The organism is Streptomyces violaceus, assembly GCF_036014075.1.
GTDB classification, from domain to species: Bacteria; Actinomycetota; Actinomycetes; order Streptomycetales; family Streptomycetaceae; genus Streptomyces; species Streptomyces violaceus.
This window is the reverse complement of the sequence record NZ_CP107911.1, coordinates 2,527,368-2,551,738: the sequence shown is the minus strand read 5'-3', so window position 1 is coordinate 2,551,738 and position 24,371 is coordinate 2,527,368. Positions and strand designations below refer to the sequence as shown.

Genomic DNA, 24,371 nt, shown 5'->3' with positions numbered 1-24,371 from the left:
GCCCCCTTTCTTTCCGGAAGGGGGCGCCCTCAGTGCTCTGTCAGCGACCGGCCGGTCAGGCGTTGGGGAACTTCCAGATGTAGGGTTCGCCGTCCTCCTCGGACCAGTGGACCTCGACGTTCTTGGCGTTCGCGGGGATCACGTAGGTCTCGCAGAAGACGTGGCTCTCGCCCTGCTTCCAGCTGTCGACGTCGTACGGGTCCTCGCAGCCCGCGGCGTCCTCGGACGCGCCGATGAGGACGGTGCCGCGCTGTCCGTCGGCGAAGACCGTGGTGCCGTCGTGCACGTCGGCACCGTCGGTGAGGGCGGGGCCGCTCTTGTGCGTGTACTTCAGGTACGCGGTGGCCAGCACCTGGCCCTTGACCTTGTCCGGCTCCGAGACGGCCTTGGCGGCCTCTGCCTCGGTGCCGACGTCGACCTTCTGCGCCAGGATCTCGTAGGTGACCTTGCCCGGGTCCTCCTCGACCTTGCCCGTGGCGCTCTCGCCGGCCTTCATGGCGCCGCCGGAGGTGGGCTCCGGCGACGGGAAGACCTTGGCCTTCTCGGTGGCCGGGCTCTTCGCGTCGGCGTTGTCGTCGCCGCCTCCGCAGGCGGTGAGCGACAGAGCGAGGACGGCGACGGGCGCGACGAGACGCAGCGCGGTCGTGTGGTGCGGCAAAGCGGCTCCTGTATGCAGATGTGTAGATCCCCCGAGCGGTGGATCAGATTAAGCGGTCATGATCCACTTGGGGGCACCAGAAGCACCGCACCGTGCTTTCTTCACACCATTTACACCTGCACCGGACAAAGCTTGATCTTTATGGAACTCGGGCGATCAGGTACCGGAACACATTGGGCATCCACACGGTCCCGTCCTGCCGCTGGTGCGGATGCAGCGCCTCGGTCAGCTCCTTGTCGACCTGCACCTGGTCGGTCGCGGTCATCGCCGCGTCGAACAGCCCTGTCGACTTGAGCCCGCGTACCGCGCTGTCCACGTCGGCGTAGCCGAAGGGGCACGCCACCCGCCCGGACCCGTCCGGCTTGAGCCCAGCCCGCTGGGCGACGTCCTCCAGGTCGTCACGGAGGGCGGGACGCCAGCTGCCCGCGTTGCGCAGCGGCTCCGCCAGCTTCGTGGCCACCCGCAGCACGGACGTCGTGGCGCACCGCTCCGGCGGACCCCAGCCGGCCAGCACCACGGCCGCACCTCGCTCGCCGAGCGGCGTCGCCTCCGCGAGCAGCCCGCTCATCCCCTCCGAGTCGCCCGCGAGGCACCCGATCGGCTCGAAAGCGGTCACCAGGGTGTACGCGGGAGCACCCGGCACCGCCGCGTCCCGGGGCGAGCCCTCGACCAGCCGGGTCTCCGCACGCGCACGCGTGCCCCACGCCTCGGGCTGCAGCCGCTCCCGCGCGAAGGTCATTCTTTCGGGGGAGAAGTCGACACCGGTGACCGCCGCTCCCCGGGCGGCGGCCATCAGCAGGGCGAGCCCGGAACCGCAGCCGAGGCCGAGCAGCCGCGTGGCGGGACCCACGTCCAGTCGCTCGTAGACGGCCTCATAGAGCGGGACGAGCATCCGCTCCTGGATCTCGGACCAGTCACGCGCGCGTGCACGCAGGTCCACGCGGGGTGCGGTCCCCGCGTGAGGCAGGTGCTGCCGCACGAGCGTAGGTGTCATAAGTAAGCGCCCCAATCCGCCGAGAGTTGCCTCTTGCCCGATTCCATGGCCCCCGTGACAGTGCGCTCGCACTACCCCCGTATGCCAGGAAACTCCCCCCTCGACCTGTCGTCCAGTGGAATGCGCCCCGTCATATGAGTTGTCATGTGCCTATGGCGAGATTTCACATTCCGGCAACTTGGGCCCGTAGCGTCTCGCCATGGCCAAGGCACCCGCTCTCACCCCCCAGGCGGCCGATTTCCCGCGCTGGTACCAGGACTTGATCACCAAGGCGGAACTCGCCGACAACGGTCCGGTGCGCGGCACCATGGTCATCCGGCCGTACGGGTACGGGTTGTGGGAGCGGATGCAGTCCGAGATGGACACCCGCATCAAGGAGACGGGCACCCAGAACGCGTACTTCCCGCTGCTGATCCCTCAGTCGTACCTGACCAGGGAAGCGGACCACGTCGAGGGCTTCGCGCCCGAGCTGGCCGTGGTCACCCACGGTGGCGGCAAGGAACTCGAAGAGCTCGCCGTGGTCCGGCCCACCTCCGAGATGATCATCAACGATTACTTCTCGAAGTGGGTGCAGAGCTACCGCGACCTGCCGCTGCTCATCAACCAGTGGGCGAACGTCGTGCGCTGGGAGCTCAGGCCCCGCCTGTTCCTGCGCACCTCCGAGTTCCTCTGGCAGGAGGGCCACACCGCGCACGCCACGTACGAGGAGGCGCGCGATTTCGCCGCCCACATTCACCGGCAGGTCTACGAGGACTTCATGGTGAACGTGCTCGCGATGGACGTCGTCCCGGGCCGCAAGACCGTCAAGGAGCGGTTCGCCGGCGCCGTCAACACCCTGACGCTCGAAGGCATGATGGGTGACGGTAAGGCCCTCCAGATGGCCACGAGCCACGAACTCGGCCAGAACTTCGCGAAGGCCTTCAACACCCGGTACCTGGCCAAGGACGGCCGGCAGGAGCTGGTCTGGCAGACCTCCTGGGGTTCCACCACCCGCATGATCGGCGCCCTGGTGATGATGCACGGCGACGACAACGGCCTGCGCGTCCCGCCGCGGCTCGCGCAGATCCAGGCCGTGGTGCTCGCGATCAAGGGCGACGAGGCGGTTCTGGCCAAAGTCCGCGAGCTCGGCGACCGGCTGAAGGCGGCCGGCGTCCGCGTCCAGGTCGACGACCGCACCGACACCCCCTTCGGCCGCCGCGCCGTCGACTGGGAGCTCAAGGGCGTCCCCGTGCGCATCGAGGTCGGCCCGCGCGACCTGGAGAACGGCACGGCGATGCTGGCGCGCCGCATCCCGGGAGGCAAGGAGCCGGTGTCCCTGGACTCCCTGGTGTCGCTGCTGCCGACGGTCCTGGAGGAGGACCAGGCACTGCTGCTGAAACAGTCCCGCGAGCGCCGCGAGTCCCGCACGGCCGAGGTCTCGACGTTCGAGGAGGCCGTCGAGGCGGCCACCGCCGGTGGCTGGGCGCGCATCCCCTGGGCCGTGCTCGGCGAGGAGGGCGAGTCCAAGCTCGCCGATCACGCGGCGACCGTACGGTGTCTGGTCGCCGAGGACGGGTCGGTGCCGGACGCCGACGACGCACCCGGTAACGTCGCCGTCGTGGCACGCGCTTACTGAGCGGGACGCAAGGCGGCCGAAACGCCTCTTGCGCACCCGCGGGCCCCTGGGTCCCCGGCGCGCGGACATCCCCTACGCGCCGGGGCGTATGCGGACCTACGCACCACCTTGTGGTGAGCTGCGAGGCTTCTCCGCAGATCAGCGCACGCGCCCTCGTCAGGACGCATCAGAGGCAACTGACGGGTACGTGCAAATTATTTGGGATGGCCCGGAATCGGAACACTGTGGCACCCCGGCTCGTTGTCATTACGTGAGCACGACACAGACACCACCTGTTCTCGCCGCAGAGCTGGCACAGGCGTGGGCCGATATTCAGCGGTACCACCCCGAGCTGCCCGACCTTGCCGCGCCAGAGTCCCTGATCGGGGAGTCGTCGTCCGCGTGCGGTCACGAGCTCTCCTTCGAGCGACTGCTCCATGAGGCAGTCCATGGCATCGCCGCCTCGCGCGGCGTCCGCGACACCTCCCGTGCCGGCCGCTACCACAACCGCAGATTCCTCGCGATCGCCGAGGAGCTGGGCCTGGACCACCCCGAGGAACCGCATCCCAGCAGCGGTTTCTCCCTGGTCACGCTCACCCCCGAGGCGAAGCGCCGCTACCGCCCGACGATGGAACGCCTCCAGCGCGCACTGAAGGCCCACACGGCCGCGACCTCCTCCGACACCTCCCGCACCTTCCGGGGCCCGGCCGCACGCCACGGCTCCTCCGGCGGCGGCGTACGCGTCAAGGCGGTCTGCGACTGCGGCCGCAACGTACGCGTGGTGCCGTCCGTGCTCGCCCAGGCGCCGATCGTCTGCGGCGGCTGCGGCAAGCCGTTCCGTATCCCGGACGTCGTGGGAGCGGGAGCGGTGGCGGGCTGACGTCGGCAACCGGCATCTCGTGGCTGCCGGTCGAGACGCGCTGCCGGGGTGTGCACCCGACGTACCTCACCTCCGCGCCGGGTGCCGGCCCGGCATGCCCGTGCGGCGGCGCACCCCCGGCAAAGCCGACCGGCAGGGTGTGGCACAATGGCTAGCTGTACTCGACAGTCGCACAGGACCCCTCTCTCCTCCGGCTGACGCGTCCATCGGGCACTCGGGTACCGCAACCCCACGCGGCCGTCTCGCCGTGCCCAACCACGTCAAATCCAGGAGAATCCACTCCCGTGGCAGTCAAGATCAAGCTGAAGCGTCTGGGCAAGATCCGTTCGCCTCACTACCGCATCGTCGTCGCCGACTCCCGTACCCGCCGTGACGGCCGGGCCATCGAGGAGATCGGCAAGTACCACCCGACGTACAACCCGTCGGTGATCGAGGTCGACGCCGAGCGTGTGGCGTACTGGCTGGGTGTCGGCGCGCAGCCGACCGAGCCCGTGCTCGCCATCCTCAAGAAGACCGGCGACTGGCAGAAGTACAAGGGCGAGCCCGCCCCGGCTCCGCTGCTGCAGGCCGCCGAGAAGTCGGCCCGCCCGTCGTTCGAGGCCATCGGTGGCGAGGACGAGGGCAAGGGTGAGGCGATCACCCAGAAGAAGAAGGCTGAGAAGAAGGACGAGGCGGCCGCCGAGTCCGCGTCGACCGAGGCCTGAGCATGCTCGAGGAGGCTCTCGAGCACCTCGTGAAGGGCATCGTCGACAACCCTGACGATGTGCAGGTCGCCTCGCGCAACCTGCGCCGCGGGCAAGTGCTCGAGGTCCGGGTGCACCCGGACGACCTCGGTAAGGTGATCGGCCGCAACGGCCGCACCGCACGCGCTCTGCGTACCGTCGTGGGCGCCATCGGCGGTCGCGGCGTCCGCGTCGACCTCGTCGACGTGGACCACGTCCGCTGACGCTTATCGCAACCGGCTCGGGCCGGGGAGGGCCTGAGGGCCGTCCCCGGCCCGCAGTCGTATGACAGGAGAGTTGGACACGTGCAGCTGGTAGTCGCACGGATCGGCCGTGCCCATGGCATCAAGGGTGAGGTCACCGTCGAGGTCCGTACCGACGAGCCGGAGCTCAGGCTCGCGCCCGGCGCCGTACTCGCCACCGATCCCGCCGCAACGGGACCGCTCACCATCGAGACGGGCCGCGTCCACAGCGGCCGTCTCCTCCTGCGCTTCGAGGGCGTCAGCGACCGCACCGGCGCCGAAGCCCTGCGCAACACCCTCCTGATCGCCGAGATCGACCCGGAGGAACTGCCCGAGGGTGAGGACGAGTACTACGACCACCAGCTCATCGACCTCGACGTGGTCACCGCGGACGGCACGGAGGTCGGCCGGATCACGGAGATCTCGCACCTGCCCTCCCAGGACCTGTTCATCGTGGAGCGCCCCGACGGCAGCGAGGTGCTGATCCCCTTCGTCGAGGAGATCGTCGCCGAGATCGACCTCGAGGAGCAGAAGGCCGTCATCACCCCGCCGCCGGGCCTGATCGACGACCGCGCCGAGATCGCCTCCAGCCGGGACGAGTCGTAATGCGCCTCGACGTCGTCACGATCTTCCCCGAGTACCTGGAACCGCTGAACGTCTCCCTCGTGGGCAAGGCGCGCGCGCGTGGACAGCTCGACGTCCATGTGCACGACCTGCGTTCCTGGACCTACGACCGCCACAACACCGTCGACGACACGCCCTACGGCGGCGGCCCCGGCATGGTCATGAAGACCGAGCCCTGGGGGGACGCGCTCGATTCCGTCCTGGCCGACGGCTACGAGACCGGCTCCCACGAGCCCGCCCTCATCGTGCCCACGCCCAGCGGGCGCCCCTTCACCCAGGAACTCGCCGTCCAGCTCTCCGAGCGCCCCTGGCTGATTTTCACGCCGGCCCGCTACGAGGGCATCGACCGGCGGATCGTCGACGAGTACGCGACACGGATGCCGGTGTACGAGGTGTCCATCGGCGACTACGTGCTGGCCGGTGGCGAGGCGGCCGTCCTCGTCGTCACGGAGGCCGTGGCGCGGCTGCTGCCGGGCGTCCTGGGCAACGCCGAGTCCCACCGGGACGACTCCTTCGCGCCCGGTGCCATGGCGAGCCTGCTGGAGGGGCCGGTCTACACCAAGCCGCCCGAGTGGCGCGGCCGGGACATCCCCGACGTGCTGCTCAGCGGCCACCACGGGAAGATCGCGCGCTGGCGCCGGGACGAGGCCCTGAAGCGTACGACCGCCCACCGGCCCGACCTCATCGAGCGGTGCGAGCCCAAGGCCTTCGACAAGAAGGACCGCGAGATGCTGTCCATCCTGGGCTGGGCACCTGACCCCGCGGGGGAGCCGTACGGCCGATTTTGGCGCAGGACCGAGGGCATGGAACAATAGGTCGCTGTTGTGCGTCCGTCCGGCGTGCGCCCCTGCCACAGGGGGAGATGACGCCCGTTCCGACGCGTACAGCCCTGATCCGAAACACCTAGTTTCCGTTGATGACCTGTGGCATCAGCGAGGAAAGCAGACGAAATGTCTCACCTGCTCGACACCGTCGACTCCGCGTCGCTGCGCAGCGATGTCCCCGCCTTCCGTCCGGGCGACACCGTCAACGTGCACGTCCGCGTCATCGAGGGCAACCGCTCCCGTGTGCAGCAGTTCAAGGGCGTTGTGATCCGCCGCCAGGGCTCCGGCGTGCGCGAGACCTTCACGGTCCGCAAGGTCTCCTTCTCCGTCGGCGTCGAGCGCACCTTCCCGGTGCACACCCCGATCGTCGAGAAGATCGAGCTCGTCACCAAGGGTGACGTCCGCCGCGCCAAGCTGTACTACCTGCGCGAGCTGCGCGGCAAGGCCGCGAAGATCAAGGAGAAGCGCGAGAACTGAGCGCTCTCCGGGGTTCGCGTCGGGGCCGGATAACATCTGGCTCCGATGGACACCGAAGCACAGCCGACGGAGCGCGACCGCTCTTCCCGCCCTTCCGACTCCGAGGAGACCTCGGACCCAGGAGGGCCGGAGGAACGGTCGCGTTTCGCGTTGGTGTCGCGTGTCAGTGCATGGGTCCCGGGCGGCCGGATCACTCTGACCCTGTTGACCTGCCTGCTTTTCCTGCTGCTGCTCAGCACGTTCGTGCTGCGGCCGTTCCAGATCCCCAGCGGATCCATGGAGCCAGGATTGAGGATCGGGGACCGCGTTCTCGTAAATAAGTTGGCGTACCGTTTCGGTGCCCAGCCGCAGCGGGGAGACATCGTCGTGTTCGACGGGACGGGGTACTTCGGGCACGCGGACTACATCAAGCGCGTTGTCGGTGTGGGAGCGGACCGCGTGGTCTGCTGCGACAAGGAGGGGAAGATCGAGGTGAACGGCCGGCCGGTCGACGAGTCGGGCTTCCTGTACCCCGGGGACAGCCCCTCCACGGTTCCCTTCGACGTCGTGGTGCCCGACGGCACCCTGTTCGTCCTCGGCGACCACCGCGGCGACTCCAGCGACTCCCGCGACCACCTCGGCTCCCCGGGCGGCGGCATGATCCCGGTCGGCGGCGTGATCGGCCGCGCCGACTGGATCGTCTGGCCCTTCGGCCACGCCACCCGGCTGCAGCGCCCCGACGCCTACGCGCGTGTGCCCGCTCCCGCCGCCGGAAGGGCGGGCGCCCATGGGTAACCGCGGCAAGCCGCGCGGCGTCGCCACTACTGCCGCGGAAAACCTGCTGCCCACCGGCGCCCGGCGCGCCGCCAGCCCGTCCGGCGGACGCACCCGTGCCGAGCGGCGCAAGCTCCAGCGCAAGGTCAAGCGACGCCGCAGGCGCGGTGCCGTCAAGGAGATACCGCTCCTCGTCGGCGTCGCCGTCCTCATAGCCCTGGTGCTGAAGACGTTCCTCGTCCAGGCCTTCGTCATCCCGTCGGGCTCCATGGAGCAGACGATCCAGATCGGCGACCGCGTCCTGGTCGACAAGCTCACCCCGTGGTTCGGCTCCGAGCCGCAGCGCGGGGACGTCGTCGTCTTCAAGGACCCCGGCGGCTGGCTCCAGGACGAGCAGACCGGCACCCCGCAGGAGGACCCCGTCGTCATCAAGCAGGTCAAGGAAGGGCTCACCTTCATCGGCCTGCTGCCGTCGGAGAACGAGAAGGACCTCATCAAGCGGGTCGTCGGCGTCGGCGGCGACCGGGTCAAGTGCTGCGACACCCAAGGGCGCGTGACCGTCAACGGCATCCCGCTGAACGAGGACTACCTGTACCCCGGCAACGCCCCGTCCGACACGCCGTTCGAGATCACGGTCCCCCAGGGGCGGTACTGGGTGATGGGCGACCACCGGAACAACTCCGCGGACTCCCGCGCCCACCAGGACACCGACTACGGCGGCACGGTCTCCGAGGACGAGGTCGTGGGCCGCGCCATGGTCATCGCCTGGCCCTTCGGCCACTGGAACATGCTGGAGGAACCGAATACCTACGCCTCCGTGTCCGACTCGGCCACCGGGTCGACCGCTGCCGCCCAGCTGTCGCATAGGGTTGCCTCCGACGATTCGAACGTAACGATCCAGCTCCCGACCCCTGCGGAACTCCCGCTCGTTATGGGAGTGGTGGGCCTGCGCCGTGTATGGGGCAGGCGGCGGCACAGAGTGAGGAGTTGGCGTGGGGGATGTGGCGGTTGGCGCACGGTCCGGACACGACGGCGAGGAGCATCGCGGGCGCCCTGCGGAATCCGCCGTCCCGGCCGCGGACAGCGCCGTGACCTCCGGGAATGACTCCGGGGCAGCCGAGGACGACAGGGTGACAGGCAAGCACACCACAGCCGAGAACCAAGGGCCGGGCGGTACGAACCGGACGCCGAAGAAGGCACGCTCCTTCTGGAAGGAGCTGCCCATCCTGATCGGCATCGCGCTGGTGCTGGCGCTGCTGATCAAGACCTTCCTGGTGCAGGCGTTCTCCATCCCGTCCGACTCGATGCAGAACACGCTCCAGCAGGGCGACCGTGTCCTGGTCGACAAGCTCACCCCCTGGTTCGGCTCCGAGCCCGAGCGCGGCGAGGTCGTCGTCTTCCACGACCCCGACAACTGGCTGGCGGGCGAGCCGACCACGGATCCGAACGCCCTGCAGACGTTCCTCAGCTGGATCGGCCTCATGCCGTCCGTGGAGGAGAAGGACCTCATCAAGCGCGTCGTCGGCGTCGGCGGCGACACGGTCGAGTGCAAGGGCACGGGCCCGCTGAAGGTCAACGGCAAGGCGCTGGACGACCGGTCGTACGTCTACCCGGGCAACACGCCGTGCAGCGTCGACGACCAGGGCGGCCAGTTCAAGGTGAAGGTCCCCGAGGGCTCCATCTGGGTCATGGGCGACCACCGGCAGAACTCCCGGGACTCCCGCTACCAACAGGCGGACCGGCACAAGGGCATGGTCCCGGTGAAGGAGGTCGTCGGACGGGCCGTCGTCATCGCCTGGCCGATCAACCGCTGGGACAACCTGCCGGTGCCGGACACCTTCGACCAGTCCGGCCTCAACGCTCAGCCGGCCGCGGCGGGCTGGGCGGTGGCTCCGCAGGGACTGGCGCTCGCCGGTGTGGTGCCCGTGGTGCTGTGGTGGCGCCGGAAGCGGTGATTCCGACGGCGGGCTGACCCCGGCTGGTACCCCCGGGTAGGGTGCGGACCCATGGGTGGCGAGAGCATGACGCACACGGCCCCGCGCGGCGGTGGCACAGGTACGGGCCCGGTGGGCAGCCGGACCGGACAGCGGTTGTCCGGGCTGGCCGTCGCGCTGGGCCTCGTGCTTTTCCTCGGGGGGTTCGCCTGGGGAGCGGTGGTCTACCGGCCCTACACCGTGCCCACCGGTTCGATGACGCCGACGATCGACGCGGGCGATCGGATGCTGGCGCAGCGCGTCGACGGTGGTGATGTGCGCCGTGGTGACGTCGTCGTCTTCAAGGACGCGACCTGGGGCAATGTGCCGATGGTCAAGCGCGTGGTCGCCATCGGCGGGGACACGGTCTCCTGCTGCCAGGACGGCAGGCTCAAGGTCAACGGCAAGGAGATCGACGAGCCCTACCTGCCCAAGGGGGAACCGGCCGAGATCACCGGCTTCCCGACCGTGACCGTCCCGGAGGGGCGGCTGTTCCTGCTCGGAGACGAGCGTGGCAGTTCCCTGGACTCCACCGCCCACCTGACCGACGCCGCCAGCGGCACGGTGGCACGCTCCGCCGTGGACGCCCGCGTCGACTCCGTCGTGTGGCCCATGAAGGGAATGCTGGAGCGCCCGACCGGCTTCGAGCCGCTCGGCGCCCTCTCCTCGCCCGGACCGCTGCGGACGATCGCCGCTCTGGTGATCGCCGGCGCCGTGCTCGTCCTGGGCGGGGGCGCCTACGGCCCGATCGCCAAGCGGGCGGGCGCGGCCCGTGCCCGGCGGGCGAACGCGGAGCCCGCGAGTGCCCGCTGAGGCCGTGGGTGCGGGCCAGGACTCCTACGAGGGCGGGCTGCGCAAGGTCGCCCGGGTCGTGCTGCTCGACCCGCAGGACCGCATCCTGCTGCTGCACGGGCACGAGCCCGACGATCCGGCCGACGACTGGTGGTTCACCCCCGGTGGCGGAGTGGAGGGCGACGAGACCCGTGAAGAGGCCGCCCTGCGGGAACTCATGGAGGAGACGGGCATCACCGAGGTCGAGCTCGGCCCGGTGCTGTGGCGGCGGAAGTGCTCGTTCCCGTTCGCGGGCCGCCGCTGGGACCAGGACGAGTGGTACTACCTGGCTCGTACGGACCGTACGGAGATCGCTGCCGCCGGGCTGACCGAGCTGGAGCGGCGCAGTGTCGCCGGAGCGCGCTGGTGGACGTGCCGGGAACTGACCCGGGCACATGAGACGGTGTATCCGACCAGACTCGCCGGGCTGCTGCGTACGCTGCTCGACGAAGGTCCCCCGGCCAGGCCCGTGATCCTTGACCCGGAAATCGTCTAGGGGCTCACAGGACTGGCGCACAATGGTGGGATCGCACGGCTGAAGGGGAACATGCCATGAGCGCCGAGGACCTCGAGAAGTACGAGACCGAGATGGAGCTGAAGCTCTACCGGGAGTACCGCGATGTCGTCGGTCTGTTCAAATACGTGATCGAGACCGAGCGGCGCTTCTACCTGACCAACGACTACGAGATGCAGGTGCACTCGGTCCAGGGTGAGGTGTTCTTCGAGGTGTCCATGGCGGATGCCTGGGTGTGGGACATGTATCGGCCGGCGCGGTTCGTGAAGCAGGTTCGGGTTCTCACGTTCAAGGACGTGAACATCGAGGAGCTGAACAAGAGCGATCTCGAGCTGCCGAGCGGGTGAGGTTCTCTCGAGTGGGTGACGGGGTTGTCCACAACCGCTGAGTCATCCACCAAGATCCACTTCGTGGGGGCGGGTGCGTGATCGTTGGCGCCGGAGGTGGTGCCGACATGAACGCACATCGGGCGCGCAGCGCCATGGGCAAGTACGGCGAGAGCCTGGCCGCGCGGCGGCTGACGGCGGCCGGTCTGACGGTTGTGGAGCGCAACTGGCGCTCCGGCCGGACGGGTGAGATCGACATCGTGGCCATGGACGGTGACGTCCTGGTCGTCTGCGAGGTGAAGACCCGCAGGGAGGGTCCCTTCGAGCATCCGATGGCGGCCGTGACCCCGCCGAAGGCGGAGCGGCTGCGGGATCTCGCCGAGCGGTGGATCCAGACCCACGGGGGCGCACCGCCCGGCGGGGTCCGCATCGACGTGGTGGGCGTGCTCCTGCCGAACCGCGGCGCGGCCGTGGTCGAGCATGTGCGGGGGGTGGCCTGATGGGATTCGCCCGTACGTGTTCGGTGGCGCTGGTGGGCGTCGAGGGTGTGGTCGTCGAGGTCCAGGCCGATCTCGAACCGGGTGTCGCGGCGTTCACGCTGGTGGGGCTGCCCGACAAGAGTCTGACGGAGAGCCGGGACCGGGTGCGCGCCGCGGTCGTCAACTCGGGCGCGGCATGGCCGCAGAAGAAACTCACGGTGGGCCTGAGCCCGGCCTCCGTCCCGAAGTCCGGCAGCGGCTTCGACCTGGCCGTCGCCGCGGCCGTCCTCGGCGCGGCGGAGCGCATCGACCCGCGGGTCCTCGCCGACATCGTGATGATCGGGGAACTGGGGCTGGACGGGCGGGTCCGGCCGGTCCGCGGGGTGCTGCCGGCGGTGCTGGCGGCGGCGGACGCGGGGTATGAGCAGGTGGTGGTGCCGGAGTGCGCCGCCGCCGAGGCGTCCCTGGTGCCCGGGGTGTCGGTGCTGGGAGTCAGGAGCCTGCGGCAGCTGATCGCCATCCTGGCCGACGAACCCGTGCCCGACGAGGAGCCGGACGAACAGGGTCGCCCGGACCCGCTCCTCGCCGGCCTGCGCGTGCCCGGTACGGGCGCGGCCACGGGCATGCACGGCGTCGGAGCGGCCCAGCACGACCACGGTCACGACCTCGCGGACGTCGTCGGGCAGACCTCGGCACGCACGGCGGTGGAGGTGGCCGCGGCGGGCGGGCACCATCTCTTCCTCGAAGGGCCTCCCGGCGCGGGCAAGACGATGCTCGCGGAGCGGCTGCCGGCCATCCTGCCTCTGCTCGGCCGGCAGGAGTCGCTGGAGGTCACCGCGGTCCACTCGGTGGCGGGCCTGCTGCCCCCGGGCAAGCCGTTGATCGACGTCGCCCCCTACTGCGCCCCGCACCACTCGGCCACGATGCAGGCACTCGTCGGCGGCGGCCCGGGCATCGCGCGGCCCGGCGCGGTGTCGCTGTCCCACCGGGGAGTGCTCTTCCTGGACGAGACGCCCGAGTTCAGCAGCCGGGCCCTGGACGCCCTGCGTCAGCCGTTGGAGGCGGGGCATGTCGTGATCGCGCGCAGTGCGGGAGTCGTGCGCTTCCCGGCGAAGTTCCTCATGGTGCTCGCGGCCAACCCCTGCCCGTGCGGCAGGTTCTCGCAGCGGGACGACCTGTGCGAATGCCCGCCCTCGGCGATCCGCCGCTACCAGGCCAGGCTCTCCGGTCCGCTGCTCGACCGGGTCGACCTGCGCGTCGAGGTGGACCGCGTCACCCGCACCGAGCTGACCGCCTTAGGCGCGCGGGGCGAGTCCACGGCGACGGTCGCCGACCGGGTCCGCACTGCCCGGGAACGGGCTTCGGAGCGCCTCGCCGGCACTCCCTGGCGCACCAACAGCGAGGTACCCGGCCGCGAGCTGCGCAGCCGCTGGTACGCGGTGCCCGGCGCGATGGACGAGGCCGAGCGGAACCTGGAGCGGGGTGCTCTGACCGCCCGCGGACTGGACCGCGTCCTGCGAGTGGCCTGGACCGTCGCCGACCTCGTCGGCCACGACCAGCCCGACGCCACGGACGTCGCCCTCGCGCTCCAGCTGCGCACCGGTGTGCCACGGGGCGTCCCGATGGCACTCGGGGCACTGACGTGAGCGTCGTCGGCGCACCGGACGACGAACTGCTCGCCCGGGTGTTTCTGACCCGGGTCGTCGAGCCCGGTGACGAGGCCGGTGGGCGGTGGGTGCGGGAGTTCGGGGCCGGAGAAGTGGTTCGGCGGCTGACGGAGGGCGGGCGGCCCCTGCCCGGAGTGAGCCACAAGCGGTGGAAGGGGATGCTGGCCAGGGCCGAGGCGGCACGGCCCCGCGAGGACCTCGCCGTCGCCCGGGAGGCCGGGGTGCGGTTCGTGTGCCCCGGGCACCCGGAGTGGCCCGGGCAGCTCGATGATCTCGGGGATGCCCGGCCCCTCGGGCTGTGGGTGCGAGGGCGGGCCAGTCTGCGGATGTGGGCGCTGAAGTCCGTGGCCGTCGTCGGCGCCCGGGCCTGCACCGAATACGGGGCCCACATGGCGGCCACCCTCGCCGCCGGCCTCGCCGAGCAGGGCTGGGTCGTGGTGTCCGGCGGTGCCTACGGAGTCGACGGTGCCGCTCACCGCGGCGCCCTCGGCGCGGGCGGAGCCACGGTCGCCGTCCTCGCCTGCGGTGTAGACCGCCCCTACCCGCGCGGACACACCCAGCTGATCAGCAGAATCGCCGAACAGGGGCTGGTCGTCGGTGAGCTGCCGCCCGGCGATCATCCGACACCGAGCCGGTTCATCCTGCGGAACCGGGTGATCGCGGCGCTCACCCGCGGCACCGTGGTCGTCGAGGCCGCCCACCGCAGCGGCTCCCTGGTCACGGCTCGGGCGGCACAGCGCCTGGGCCGTCACACGATGGGAGTACCGGGCCCGGCCACCAGCGGGCTCTCCGCCGGAGTGCACGAACTGCTGCGGGGCGAGGCGGCCCTGGTCACCGACGCCGCGGACGTCGTCGAACTGGTCGGCGACATCGGACAACTGGCTCCCGACCGGCGCGGCCCCGTCCTGCCCCGGGATCTGCTGGAACCCGCGACCCGGCAGGTGCTTGCCGCCCTGCCGGGTGGCCGGGCCGCCCGGCCGGACGAGATCGCGCGCCGCGCACAGACCGCACAGGATGACGCGATCGCGAGACTGTACGAACTCCGGGCACTCGGTTACGTCGAACGACACGGCGATGGCTGGAAGTTGACACGCCAGGCGGTGATGTCGGTCCGCGGTGGTCCCGGACCATGCTGACCGCGCGTGTTCGGCCGTCCGGGGGAACCTCGACATCCCTTGGAAATGCGCCCAGTTGAGGTCCTCCGGTGATCACACTGAGCGACCGCGCCGATCCGCCGGGGCACCTCCGGAACGTATCCGCGTCCGCCTTGCCCTCCGTCCTTCGCACACCGCGACACCGCAGTCACGCTACGCTCACGAGGATCCCGACACGGACAGGCAACTCGACATCAGACAGACAGCCCACCCCAGCAGCACCACTCCGCAGCAGAACGGCACAAGGCGACGAATGCCCCAGCACACCTCCGGGTCCGACCGGGCGGCGATCCCCCCAGCCGCCCGTGACGGTGGCAGCGTACGGCCGCCCGCTCCCTCGACGCTCGACGAGCTGTGGCGGTCGTACAAGGCGACGGGGGACGAGCGGTTGCGGGAGCAGCTGATCCTGCACTACTCGCCGCTCGTGAAGTACGTCGCGGGACGGGTCAGCGTGGGCCTGCCGTCCAACGTGGAGCAAGCGGACTTCGTCTCGTCCGGGGTGTTCGGGCTGATCGACGCGATCGAGAAGTTCGACATCGACCGGGAGATCAAGTTCGAGACGTACGCGATCACCCGGATCCGGGGCGCGATGATCGACGAGCTGCGGGCGCTCGACTGGATCCCCCGCTCGGTGCGGCAGAAGGCGCGCAACGTGGAGCGGGCGTACGCCACGCTGGAGGCGCGGCTGCGGCGGACTCCGACGGAGGGCGAGGTGGCCGGCGAGCTGGGCATCGCGGTGGAGGAACTCCACGCGGTGTTCAGCCAGTTGTCGCTGGCCAACGTGGTGGCCCTGGAGGAGCTGCTGCACGGCGGGGGCGAGGGCGGCGACGGGCTGAGCGTGATGGACACGCTGGAGGACACCGCCGCCGACAACCCCGTGGAGGTCGCCGAGGACCGGGAACTGCGGAGGTTCCTGGCGCGGGCGATCAACACGCTGCCCGAGCGGGAGAAGACCGTGGTCACGCTGTACTACTACGAGGGGCTCACCCTGGCCGAGATCGGGAACGTGCTGGGCGTGACCGAGAGCCGGGTCAGCCAGATCCACACCAAGTCCGTGCTGCAGCTCAGAGCGAAACTGGCGAGCTTCGGCCGCTGACCTGGACGGATGTCGATGAGTCGGCGTGAGCCACTCCCGTCGGGCGTGACGCGTCCGTAGAGTGTTGACGTGCCAAGGATTCGAGCGGCCTCCGTGGCCGAGCACCGGTCGATGCAGCGAGCCGCCCTGCTGGACGCGGCTCGTTCCTTGTTGTCCGAGGGCGGTACGGAGGCGCTGACCTTCCCGGCCCTGGCCGAGCGGACGGGCCTCGCGCGATCGTCCGTCTACGAGTACTTCCGGTCACGGGGGGCCGTGGTCGAGGAGCTGTGCGAGGTCGACTTCCCGGTCTGGGCGGCGGATGTGTCGGCGGCGATGGAGCGGGCGGAGACGGCCGAGGCCAAGGTCGAGGCGTATGTGCGCCAGCAGCTGGAGCTGGTCGGGGACCGGCGGCATCGGGCCGTGGTCGCGATCTCCGCGAGCGAACTCGATGCGGGGGCCCGGGAGAAGATCCGGGCGGCGCACGGTGGGCTGGTCGCGATGATCGTCGAGGCGCTGGCCGAGATGGGGCATGGGCAGCCCCGGCTGGCGGCGATGCTGTTGCAGGGGGTTGTGGACGCGGCCGTGCGGCGGATCGAGCTGGGGGCCGCGGAGGAGCCCGGCGTTATCGCGGATGCGGCGGTGGGTATGGCGCTGCGGGGTGTGCTGGGCTGAGCTGCGTCTGCGCCGGGGGCGGGTGGGTGCGCAGCCCGGCGTAGCGGGGTGCGCACCCACTCTCGGCTTCGTCGAGCGGGGGGACCCCCACCGCCCACCCGTGCCGCCCTGGGGGCACCTCCCAGGCCCTCAAGGCACTGGGGAGGCACGACTGCCCGCAGGCTCAGCGGGTCAGTACACGGGCAGCAGCCTCGACGGGCCCCTGTGCAGTAGCCATGGGGGCAGGAGCGACAGCGGGTTCAAGTAGGTCTCGCCTCTGCGCAGGCCCCAGTGCAGGCACGTGGCCGTGCAGTGCGAGCCCGTCGCGTCCACCGTGCCGATCACCTCGCCGGGTGCCACCTCCTCGTCCTTCTCCACCGTCGCCGTCACCGGTTCGTACGTCGTCCGCAGGGGTGGTTCGCCGGTCCCCGGGAGGAGTTCCACCGAGACGACGCCCTTGCCTGCCACCCGGCCCGCGAAGGACACCCGGCCTCCGGCCACCGCCCTTACCGGCGTTCCCGGCGCTGCCGCCAGGTCCACGCCCCGGTGGCCCGGGCCGTACGCCGTCGCCGGGGGCTCCCAGCCGCGGAGGACCTCCGGGCGTGATCCGACGGGCCACGCGCGTCCCACCGCCGGAACCGTGGCGTCCGGGGCGGGTGCCGCCGCGAACAGCCGCGGCGGCGGGGACAGCAGGATGGCCGGCGTCAGGACCACCAGCAGGATCAGCCGCGTACACACACGCACACATCGCTTCGCTCGCATGCGCAGAGCGTCCCGTACCACCGCCGGTCACCGTCCGTGGCTGTGGACCACTGTTCGGTTGTGGACAACGGCGTCACCCGGTGCCCCGCGGGTCCCGTACACTTCTGGTGGCGACCCGGGTCACCGGGTCGACTTCGCACGCCCCGATACGCACCCCGGCAACGGGCTGTATCAGCGCCCCTCGGTCCCTCGTGGAACGGCGCGCAGTGGGCGTCAGGCGCGGAAGCCGTCCGGCATCCGCGGCACAACCGAGAAATTCAAGGAGATACGGCCATGGCCGTCGTCACGATGCGGGAGCTGCTGGAGAGCGGCGTCCACTTCGGTCACCAGACCCGTCGTTGGAACCCGAAGATGAAGCGCTTCATCTTCACGGAGCGCAACGGCATCTACATCATCGACCTGCTCCAGTCGCTGTCGTACATCGACCGCGCCTTCGAGTTCGTCAAGGAGACCGTCGCCCACGGCGGCACGGTCATGTTCGTCGGCACGAAGAAGCAGGCGCAGGAGGCCATCGCCGAGCAGGCCACCCGCGTCGGCATGCCCTTCGTCAACCAGCGCTGGCTGGGCGGCATGCTCACCAACTTCTCGACCGTCTACAAGCGTCTGCAGCGCCTCAAGGAGCTTGAGCAGATCGACTTCGAGGACGTCGCCGCGTCCGGTCTGACCAAGAAGGAGCTTCTCGTGCTGTCGCGCGAGAAGGCCAAGCTGGAGAAGACCCTCGGTGGTATCCGCGAGATGCAGAAGGTGCCCAGCGCCGTCTGGATCGTGGACACCAAGAAGGAGCACATCGCCGTTGGTGAGGCCCGGAAGCTGAACATTCCGGTCGTCGCGATCCTCGACACCAACTGCGACCCCGACGAGGTCGACTACAAGATCCCGGGCAACGACGACGCGATCCGCTCCGTCACCCTGCTCACCCGTGTGATCGCGGACGCGGTCGCCGAGGGCCTCATCTCCCGCTCCGGTGTCGCCACCGAGGGCAAGGGCGACAAGGCCGCGGGCGAGCCGCTGGCCGCGTGGGAGCGCGACCTGCTCGAGGGCGAGAAGAAGGCCGACGAGGCTGCCCCCGCCGCCGAGGCCGAGAAGCCGGCCGGGGCTGCTCCGGCCGCTGAGGCTGAGGCCGCCCCCGCCGCCGAGGCTGCTCCGGCCGCCGAGGCTGCTCCGGCCGCCGAGGCTGCTCCGGCCGCCGAGGCTGAGGCCGCCCCCGCCGCCGAGGCCGAGAAGCCGGCCGAGGGCGAGAAGGCCGCCGAGGCCGAGCAGGCCTGACCCGTCAGTCCGAGGTGACGGCGGGAGCGGCACTCCATCCATAGCGCCTTCGGCGCGGTGAAGTCCGCTCCCGCCGTTCACCCGTAGGTCAGCGGAAGGACAGCGCCCTCCGGCTCCATGGGGCGTATCCGCAGATCTTCGATCTTCCAGACTTCGAGAGAGATTCACAGACTCATGGCGAACTACACCGCCGCCGACGTCAAGAAGCTCCGTGAGCTCACGGGCGCCGGCATGATGGACTGCAAGAAGGCGCTGGACGAGGCCGAGGGCAACGTCGAGAAGGCCGTCGAGGCGCTCCGCATCAAGGGCCAGAAGGGCGTCGCCAAGCGCGAGGGCCGTTCCGCCGAGAACGGTGCCGTCGTCTCGATCATCGCCGACGACAACTCCTCCGGTGTCATCGTCGAGCTGAAGTGCGAGACGGACTTCGTCGCCAAGGGTGACAAGTTCCAGGCCGTGGCCACCACCATCGCCGAGCACGTTGCCAAGACCGCCCCGGCCGACCTCGAGGCGCTGCTCGCCTCCGAGATCGAGGCCGGCAAGACCGTCCAGGCGTTCGTCGACGAGGCCAACGCCAACCTGGGCGAGAAGATCGTCCTGGACCGCTTCGCGCAGTTCGCCGACGGCTACGTGACGGCGTACATGCACCGCACGATGCCCGACCTGCCCCCGCAGATCGGTGTCCTCGTCGAGCTGGACAAGCCGAACGCCGAGATCGCCAAGGGCGTCGCCCAGCACATCGCCGCCTTCGCGCCGAAGTACCTCTCCAAGGAGGACGTGCCGGCCGAGGTCGTCGAGTCCGAGCGCCGCGTCGCCGAGGAGACCACCCGCGCCGAGGGCAAGCCCGAGGCCGCCCTGCCGAAGATCGTCGAGGGTCGCCTCAACGGCTTCTTCAAGGACGCCACGCTGCTCGGCCAGCCCTACGCGCTGGACAACAAGAAGTCCGTCCAGAAGGTCCTGGACGAGGCCGGTGTCACCCTGAAGCGCTTCTCGCGCATCAAGGTCGGCATCTGAGTCCGTACCGCGATCGACGCCCGACCCCGATAAGGTCGGCAGCAGTCGTCCGTGTACGCCGTCACATGGGTGGCGGACGACAGCAGATCTGACAAGGAGGCCATTGCCGTATGGGATGCGAAACACGCCCCACCGGCAATGGCCTTCTTGGTATGTGCAACACGTGAAAGAGGCGGGATCCCCCATGACCACCAAGCCCCAGAAGAGTGACGACGGCAAAGTGCGCGGCCGGTTTCTGCTGAAGCTGTCCGGAGAGGCCTTCTCCGGTGGCGGGGGCCTGGGCGTCGACCCCGACGTGGTGCACAAGATCGCCCGCGAGATCGCGGCCGTCGTGCGTGACGGCGCGCAGGTCGCGGTCGTCATCGGCGGCGGCAACTTCTTCCGCGGTGCCGAACTCCAGCAGCGCGGCATGGACCGGGCTCGCTCCGACTACATGGGCATGCTCGGCACCGTCATGAACTGCCTCGCCCTCCAGGACTTCCTGGAGAAGGTGGGCGTGGAAACCCGGGTGCAGACCGCCATCACCATGGGCCAGGTCGCCGAGCCCTACATCCCGCTGCGCGCCGTACGGCACCTGGAGAAGGGCCGCGTGGTGATCTTCGGCGCCGGTATGGGCATGCCGTACTTCTCCACCGACACCACCGCCGCACAGCGCGCCCTGGAGATCGACGCCGAGGCGCTGCTGATGGGCAAGAACGGTGTGGACGGGGTCTACGACTCCGACCCGCGGACCAACCCGGACGCGGTCAGGTTCGACCACCTCGGCTACGGCGAGGTCATCACACGCGACCTGAAGGTCGCCGACGCCACGGCCGTCACGCTGTGCCGCGACAACAAGCTCCCGATCGTGGTCTTCGAGCTGCTGGCGGAGGGCAACATCGGGCGCGCCGTCAAGGGTGAGAAGATCGGCACGCTTGTGGGGGACCAGGCCAGCCGGGACTGAGGACCGCACCACCCCGTCCGGGGGACGGACGGGACGGAGCCGGGCCGGGGGATGGACAATGTCCTGCCGGTCGGGAACCGTGCAGGAAGAAGACGCGACGCAGCCGGCCGCCGCCCCACATGGAACCGCAGCCGGGCCTACTCAAGACACGCAGGAGCAAGTGGTGATCGAAGAGACCCTCCTCGAGGCCGAGGAGAAGATGGAGAAGGCCGTCGTGGTCGCCAAGGAGGACTTCGCCGCGATCCGCACCGGCCGTGCGCACCCGGCGATGTTCAACAAGATCGTGGCCGACTACTACGGCGCGCCGACGCCGATCAACCAGCTGGCTTCGTTCTCCGTGCCGGAGCCGCGCATGGCGGTAGTGACCCCGTTCGACAAGACGGCCCTGCGCAACATCGAGCAGGCGATCCGCGACTCCGACCTGGGCGTCAACCCGAGCAACGACGGCAACATCATCCGGGTGGTGTTCCCCGAACTGACCGAGGAGCGCCGCCGCGAGTACATCAAGGTCGCCAAGAGCAAGGGCGAGGACGCGAAGATCTCCATTCGCTCCGTCCGCCGCAAGGCCAAGGAGGCCATCGACAAGCTGATCAAGGACGGCGAGGTCGGCGAGGACGAGGGCCGCCGTGCGGAGAAGGAGCTCGACGACACCACCGCGAAGTACGTCGCGCAGGTGGACGAGCTCCTGAAGCACAAGGAAGCGGAGCTGCTCGAGGTCTGATGAACGACTCTTCCTGGGGGGCGCCGCCACAGGCCGGCTACTGGGGGCCCACCGACCAAGGGCATGGCCACGGGCACGTACAGAGCCCTGGCCATGGGCACGTCCAGGGAGCCGCCCCGGCGGGTCCCGCATACGATGCGTATGAAGCGCCTCAGACTCGCCCCATGCCCATCGTGCCTGACGTAGCCGGCCACGGCGAAAACCAGGATGACGACCGGAGGGCTGCTCGGATGAGCGGCCCCCCGGTCCGAAACGAGACGAATCCGGAACCCATGCCCGACGCCTCGCAGCCGGCACCCAAGCCGCCGAAGAAGAGCGCGGGTCGCGACCTGAGTGCCGCGATAGGGGTCGGGGTCGGGCTCGGCGCGGTGATCGTCGCGTCGCTGTTCGTCGTCAAGGCCGTGTTCGTCGGCGTCGTCGCGGTCGCCGTCGTGGTCGGCCTGTGGGAGCTGACCAAGCGGCTGGACGAACGCAAGGGCATCCGGGCGCCGCTCGTTCCGCTCGCGCTCGGCGGTGCAGCGATGGTCGTCGCCGGGTACGTCCGAGGCGCCGAGGGCGCCTGGGTCGCCATGGCGCTCACCACACTGGCCGTGCTCGTCTGGCGCATGACGGAACCGCCCGAGGGCTACCTCAGGGACGTGACAGCGGGCGTCTTCGCTGCGTTCTACGTGCCGTTCCTGGCGACCTTCGTCGCGATGATGCTGACCGCGGACGACGGGCCGCAGCGGGTGCTCACCTTCCTGCTGCTCACGGTCGTCAGCGACACCGGTGCCTACGCCGTCGGCTGGCGCTTCGGCCGGAACAAGCTCGCCCCGCGCATCAGCCCCGGCAAGACCCGCGAGGGCCTGCTCGGGGCGGTCGCCTTCGCCATGGTGGCGGGCGCGCTGTGCATGGAGTTCCTCATCGACGACGGTGCCTGGTGGCAGGGTCTGGTGCTCGGCCTCGCGGTCGCGGTCAGCGCCACGCTTGGCGACCTCGGCGAGTCCATGATCAAGCGGGACCTCGGCATCAAGGACATGGGCACGCTGCTGCCCGGTCATGGCGGCATCATGGACCGGCTGGATTCGCTGTTGCCCACGGCTCCGGTGGTGTGGTTGTTGTTCGTGCTGTTCGTTGGGTCTGGCTGAAGCCGGGTCATGGCGCCGCGCCGCGGTAGCGGCACATGGATACAGCATGGACCGGCTGGATTCGCTGTTGCCCAGGCTCCGGTGGTGTGGTTGTTGTTCGTGCTCTTCGTGGGGTCCGGCTGAGTGGACCTCGTCCAGTGAGCTCCCGTCCTTGTGGGCGGGAGCTCGCTGTCGTTCCGGGGAGGCATCGAAGGGCGGCAAGTGGGACGATTCAGGTGTACACCGCAAAGGGGGCCATCATGTCCACCATTCGACAGAGCATCGATGTCGACCGGCGTCCCGAGGACGTCTACGACTACGTCATGGACACACCGCGGATGCCGGAGTGGCAGCTGAGCGCCGTGTCCGCGGAACGCCTCGACGAGGGGCCCTTCGGCATCGGCTCCCGGTTCCGGGTCACCCGGCACGTCGGCCGTCGCGTTATGCCGATGACCATGGAGGTCGTCGAGTACGACCCGCCCCACACCTGGGGCATGCGCGGTGTGGACGGCCCGGTCCGGGCGCGGGTGCACGGCGAGGTCGAGCCGTTCGACGAGGGACAGCGCTCCCACGTGACGATCGAGGTCGACTTCGAGGGCCACGGCGTCGGCAAGGTCCTGGTACCGCTCGTCATGCGACCCCAGGTCCGCAAGGAACTCCCGCGCAACGAGCAGCTCCTCAAGGAGCGGCTGGAGCACGTGGGCGAGTAGGGCGTGTGCCCTCCGGTGTCGCGGGCGGGCAGGCGGGCACGGGCCACCGCCGGGGATCTGCGACACTGGTTCGGTCATGCCTAAGCCCGGAGAACTCACTTTCGTCGCCCCGCGCGGAGCCAAGAAGCCGCCGCGGCATCTCGCCGATCTCACTCCTGCCGAGCGCAAGGAGGCCGTTGCGGCTGTCGGGGAGAAGCCGTTTCGTGCCAAGCAGCTCTCGCAGCACTACTTCGCGCGGTACGCGCACGAGCCGGAGCAGTGGACCGACATTCCGGCCGGTGCCCGGGGGAAGCTGCAGGAGGCGTTGCTGCCCGAGCTGATGAGCGTCGTGCGGCATCTGTCGACCGACCAGGGCACCACGCGCAAGACGCTGTGGCGGCTGTTCGACGGGACGCTCGTCGAGTCCGTGCTGATGCGTTATCCGGACCGGGTGACGATGTGCATCAGCTCGCAGGCGGGGTGCGGGATGAACTGCCCGTTCTGCGCGACCGGGCAGGCGGGGCTGGACCGGAATCTGTCCACCGCCGAGATCGTGCACCAGATCGTGGACGGCATGCGGGCCCTCAGGGACGGTGAGGTCCCCGGCGGTCCGGCGCGGCTCAGCAACATCGTGTTCATGGGCATGGGCGAGCCGCTCGCCAACTACAACCGGGTCATCGGGTCCATCAGGCGGCTCACCGACCCCGAGCCCGACGGGCTGGGGCTCTCGCAGCGGGGGATCACCGTCTCGACGGTCGGTCTCGTCCCGGCGATCCATCGTTTCGCCGACGAGGGCTTCAAGTGCCGCCTCGCCATCTCGCTGCACGCGCCCGACGACGAGCTGCGCGACACCCTCGTCCCCGTGAACACGCGGTGGAAGGTCCGGGAGGTGCTGGACGCCGGGTTCGAGTACAGCGCCAGGTCCGGGCGGCGGCTGTCCATCGAGTACGCGCTGATCCGGGACATCAACGACCAGGCCTGGCGGGGTGACCGGCTCGGGCGGCTGCTCAAGGGCAAGCCCGTGCATGTCAATCTCATTCCACTGAACCCGACGCCCGGGTCCAAGTGGACGGCCTCACGGCCCGAGGACGAGAAGGCGTTCGTCGAGGCCATCGCCGCCCATGGTGTGCCGGTGACGATCCGGGACACCCGTGGACAGGAGATCGACGGGGCGTGTGGTCAGCTCGCGGCCACCGAACGGTAGTCTGACCGGCGTAAGAACATCTGCATATCCGACACCTGCATATTCCGACAGGGGAGCGCCACAGCGCTGAGAGTGCGGCACACGGCCGCAGACCCTCCGAACCTGGCCCAGGTCATTCTGGGTAGGGAGATCGGTCATCACTCGAGCTGTTGCGCCCTGCCCGGGATCCCTTGAGTTCCCGGGCGGGGCCGCGTCTTCTCCTGGTCATCCAGGAGGAATCCAGTGAGCAAC

At 69.8% G+C, this 24,371-nt stretch carries 28 protein-coding genes and 1 riboswitch; of the genes, 25 read left to right on the top strand and 3 right to left on the bottom strand.

What is annotated here, in order from left to right; all coding sequences use genetic code 11:
• Window positions 1-55 precede the first annotated feature (55 nt).
• On the bottom strand, window positions 56-658 hold the full coding sequence (locus tag OG542_RS11280; RefSeq protein ID WP_328410379.1) for a hypothetical protein: 603 nt from the start codon (window positions 656-658) through the stop codon (window positions 56-58).
• 139 nt (window positions 659-797) lie between these two features.
• Window positions 798-1,652, bottom strand: a complete 855-nt coding sequence (locus OG542_RS11275) for a methyltransferase domain-containing protein (RefSeq protein ID WP_328410377.1) — start codon at window positions 1,650-1,652, stop codon at window positions 798-800.
• 199 nt (window positions 1,653-1,851) lie between these two features.
• On the opposite strand from OG542_RS11275, the gene proS reads away from it, so the two are divergent.
• The 18 genes from proS (at window position 1,852) to OG542_RS11185 (ending at window position 16,459) form a co-directional block, all read left to right on the top strand.
• Window positions 1,852-3,267: a proline--tRNA ligase gene (gene proS / locus OG542_RS11270; RefSeq protein ID WP_328410375.1), complete on the top strand. Its 1,416-nt coding sequence runs from the start codon at window positions 1,852-1,854 to the stop codon at window positions 3,265-3,267.
• 250 nt (window positions 3,268-3,517) lie between these two features.
• Window positions 3,518-4,126, top strand: coding sequence for a hypothetical protein (locus tag OG542_RS11265; protein WP_184598513.1), 609 nt, complete (start codon window positions 3,518-3,520; stop codon window positions 4,124-4,126).
• A 284-nt stretch (window positions 4,127-4,410) separates the two neighbouring features.
• A complete protein-coding gene (gene rpsP / locus OG542_RS11260; protein WP_311127932.1) occupies window positions 4,411-4,830 on the top strand; it encodes a 30S ribosomal protein S16 in 420 nt (139 codons plus the stop codon).
• A gap of 2 nt (window positions 4,831-4,832) precedes the next feature.
• Window positions 4,833-5,072 (top strand): RNA-binding protein, encoded by a 240-nt coding sequence (locus OG542_RS11255; RefSeq protein ID WP_115744409.1) that lies wholly within the window; start codon window positions 4,833-4,835, stop codon window positions 5,070-5,072.
• Window positions 5,073-5,153: 81 nt separating this feature from the next.
• The gene (gene rimM / locus OG542_RS11250; protein WP_184598511.1) at window positions 5,154-5,696 is read left to right on the top strand and encodes a ribosome maturation factor RimM; all 543 of its coding nucleotides are present in this window, start codon (window positions 5,154-5,156) and stop codon (window positions 5,694-5,696) included.
• Window positions 5,696-6,529 (top strand): tRNA (guanosine(37)-N1)-methyltransferase TrmD, encoded by an 834-nt coding sequence (trmD, locus tag OG542_RS11245; protein ID WP_328410372.1) that lies wholly within the window; start codon window positions 5,696-5,698, stop codon window positions 6,527-6,529. The genes rimM and trmD overlap by 1 nt, the downstream gene beginning before the upstream one ends.
• A 135-nt stretch (window positions 6,530-6,664) precedes the next feature.
• Window positions 6,665-7,015: a 50S ribosomal protein L19 gene (rplS, locus tag OG542_RS11240; protein ID WP_030852073.1), complete on the top strand. Its 351-nt coding sequence runs from the start codon at window positions 6,665-6,667 to the stop codon at window positions 7,013-7,015.
• 45 nt (window positions 7,016-7,060) lie between these two features.
• A complete protein-coding gene (gene lepB, locus OG542_RS11235; protein WP_311127934.1) occupies window positions 7,061-7,789 on the top strand; it encodes a signal peptidase I in 729 nt (242 codons plus the stop codon).
• Window positions 7,782-8,873, top strand: a complete 1,092-nt coding sequence (gene lepB / locus OG542_RS11230; protein WP_328410370.1) for a signal peptidase I — start codon at window positions 7,782-7,784, stop codon at window positions 8,871-8,873. Before lepB (OG542_RS11235) ends, lepB (OG542_RS11230) begins: the two co-directional genes overlap by 8 nt.
• Window positions 8,761-9,723, top strand: coding sequence for a signal peptidase I (gene lepB / locus OG542_RS11225; RefSeq protein ID WP_261680121.1), 963 nt, complete (start codon window positions 8,761-8,763; stop codon window positions 9,721-9,723). The genes lepB (OG542_RS11230) and lepB (OG542_RS11225) overlap by 113 nt, the downstream gene beginning before the upstream one ends.
• A 51-nt stretch (window positions 9,724-9,774) precedes the next feature.
• The gene (lepB, locus tag OG542_RS11220; protein ID WP_328410367.1) at window positions 9,775-10,554 is read left to right on the top strand and encodes a signal peptidase I; all 780 of its coding nucleotides are present in this window, start codon (window positions 9,775-9,777) and stop codon (window positions 10,552-10,554) included.
• Entirely contained in the window at window positions 10,544-11,068 is a 525-nt protein-coding gene (locus tag OG542_RS11215) for an NUDIX hydrolase (protein ID WP_193481945.1), read from the top strand. The genes lepB (OG542_RS11220) and OG542_RS11215 overlap by 11 nt, the downstream gene beginning before the upstream one ends.
• Before the next feature lie 56 nt (window positions 11,069-11,124).
• A complete protein-coding gene (locus OG542_RS11210) occupies window positions 11,125-11,433 on the top strand; it encodes a DUF2469 domain-containing protein (protein ID WP_003993268.1) in 309 nt (102 codons plus the stop codon).
• Between the two features lie 77 nt (window positions 11,434-11,510).
• A complete protein-coding gene (locus OG542_RS11205) occupies window positions 11,511-11,912 on the top strand; it encodes a YraN family protein (RefSeq protein WP_328410365.1) in 402 nt (133 codons plus the stop codon).
• The gene (locus OG542_RS11200) at window positions 11,912-13,537 is read left to right on the top strand and encodes a YifB family Mg chelatase-like AAA ATPase (RefSeq protein ID WP_328410363.1); all 1,626 of its coding nucleotides are present in this window, start codon (window positions 11,912-11,914) and stop codon (window positions 13,535-13,537) included. The genes OG542_RS11205 and OG542_RS11200 overlap by 1 nt, the downstream gene beginning before the upstream one ends.
• Window positions 13,534-14,694 (top strand): DNA-processing protein DprA, encoded by a 1,161-nt coding sequence (gene dprA / locus OG542_RS11195; RefSeq protein ID WP_328410361.1) that lies wholly within the window; start codon window positions 13,534-13,536, stop codon window positions 14,692-14,694. The genes OG542_RS11200 and dprA overlap by 4 nt, the downstream gene beginning before the upstream one ends.
• A gap of 271 nt (window positions 14,695-14,965) precedes the next feature.
• Complete coding sequence (whiG, locus tag OG542_RS11190) at window positions 14,966-15,808, top strand: RNA polymerase sigma factor WhiG (protein WP_184598498.1); 843 nt, start codon at window positions 14,966-14,968, stop codon at window positions 15,806-15,808.
• 93 nt (window positions 15,809-15,901) lie between these two features.
• Window positions 15,902-16,459, top strand: coding sequence for a TetR/AcrR family transcriptional regulator (locus OG542_RS11185; RefSeq protein WP_311130407.1), 558 nt, complete (start codon window positions 15,902-15,904; stop codon window positions 16,457-16,459).
• 171 nt (window positions 16,460-16,630) lie between these two features.
• Here the strand turns inward: OG542_RS11185 and OG542_RS11180 are convergent, their stop codons facing one another.
• On the bottom strand, window positions 16,631-17,200 hold the full coding sequence (locus tag OG542_RS11180) for a murein hydrolase activator EnvC family protein (RefSeq protein ID WP_328410359.1): 570 nt from the start codon (window positions 17,198-17,200) through the stop codon (window positions 16,631-16,633).
• 273 nt (window positions 17,201-17,473) lie between these two features.
• On the opposite strand from OG542_RS11180, the gene rpsB reads away from it, so the two are divergent.
• The 7 genes from rpsB to rlmN all read left to right on the top strand — a co-directional run bounded on the left by rpsB (window position 17,474) and on the right by rlmN (window position 24,140).
• Complete coding sequence (gene rpsB, locus OG542_RS11175) at window positions 17,474-18,466, top strand: 30S ribosomal protein S2 (protein WP_328410357.1); 993 nt, start codon at window positions 17,474-17,476, stop codon at window positions 18,464-18,466.
• 174 nt (window positions 18,467-18,640) lie between these two features.
• Window positions 18,641-19,477 (top strand): translation elongation factor Ts, encoded by an 837-nt coding sequence (tsf, locus tag OG542_RS11170; RefSeq protein ID WP_193481951.1) that lies wholly within the window; start codon window positions 18,641-18,643, stop codon window positions 19,475-19,477.
• Between the two features lie 184 nt (window positions 19,478-19,661).
• Entirely contained in the window at window positions 19,662-20,420 is a 759-nt protein-coding gene (gene pyrH / locus OG542_RS11165; protein WP_311127943.1) for a UMP kinase, read from the top strand.
• Window positions 20,421-20,583: 163 nt separating this feature from the next.
• Window positions 20,584-21,141: a ribosome recycling factor gene (frr, locus tag OG542_RS11160; protein WP_184598490.1), complete on the top strand. Its 558-nt coding sequence runs from the start codon at window positions 20,584-20,586 to the stop codon at window positions 21,139-21,141.
• Entirely contained in the window at window positions 21,141-22,268 is a 1,128-nt protein-coding gene (locus tag OG542_RS11155; protein ID WP_328410355.1) for a phosphatidate cytidylyltransferase, read from the top strand. Before frr ends, OG542_RS11155 begins: the two co-directional genes overlap by 1 nt.
• Before the next feature lie 239 nt (window positions 22,269-22,507).
• Window positions 22,508-22,957, top strand: coding sequence for an SRPBCC family protein (locus OG542_RS11150; protein WP_328410353.1), 450 nt, complete (start codon window positions 22,508-22,510; stop codon window positions 22,955-22,957).
• A gap of 76 nt (window positions 22,958-23,033) precedes the next feature.
• Entirely contained in the window at window positions 23,034-24,140 is a 1,107-nt protein-coding gene (rlmN, locus tag OG542_RS11145) for a 23S rRNA (adenine(2503)-C(2))-methyltransferase RlmN (protein WP_184598485.1), read from the top strand.
• Between the two features lie 39 nt (window positions 24,141-24,179).
• Window positions 24,180-24,286: riboswitch (TPP riboswitch) on the top strand.
• The last annotated feature ends 85 nt before the right edge of the window (window positions 24,287-24,371 follow it).